Genomic DNA, 437 nt, shown 5'->3' on the forward strand with positions numbered 1-437 from the left:
GTCGAGCAGGGCCGGGGCGGCGATGAGCGCCGTCGGCCGCAGCTCCTCGACCCGGACGGAGGTGGTGAGCGCCGGCAGCTCCGCGGTGAACGCGGACATCCCCGGCGCGCGGTCGTGCACCGCGTGGGCGGCCTCGTCGGCGTAGGCGGCGTGGACGACGCGCACGAGGGGTTCGGCGGGCACGGTGCTCGGCACGTAGAGCAGGGTCCCCGCCTCGCCGCGGACGGCGGGCAGCGCCGCGGCCAGCAGCTCGTCGAAGCGGCCGGCGGCGGCCGCGTCGCGCAGGTGGAAGCGCACGAGCAGGACGAGCATCACAGCGCCCCCGCAGCCGGGACGCGGGCGCGCCCGAAACCGTCGGGGTCGTGGCCGTGGGGGTCGTGGCCGTGGGGGTCGAGGCCGGGGAGGCGGTTGACGCCGCACCGGTGCGGGTGTCCAGT

Annotated in this window: 1 protein-coding gene; it reads right to left on the reverse strand. The window is 78.3% G+C overall.

The window, feature by feature from the left end:
* On the reverse strand, positions 1-312 hold a 312-nt coding region (locus tag GTQ99_RS24000), incomplete at its 3' end, for an antibiotic biosynthesis monooxygenase (protein ID WP_240898031.1).
* Positions 313-437: the final 125 nt, after the last annotated feature.

Source organism: Kineococcus vitellinus, from assembly GCF_009906315.1.
Taxonomy (GTDB): Bacteria; Actinomycetota; Actinomycetes; order Actinomycetales; family Kineococcaceae; genus Kineococcus; species Kineococcus vitellinus.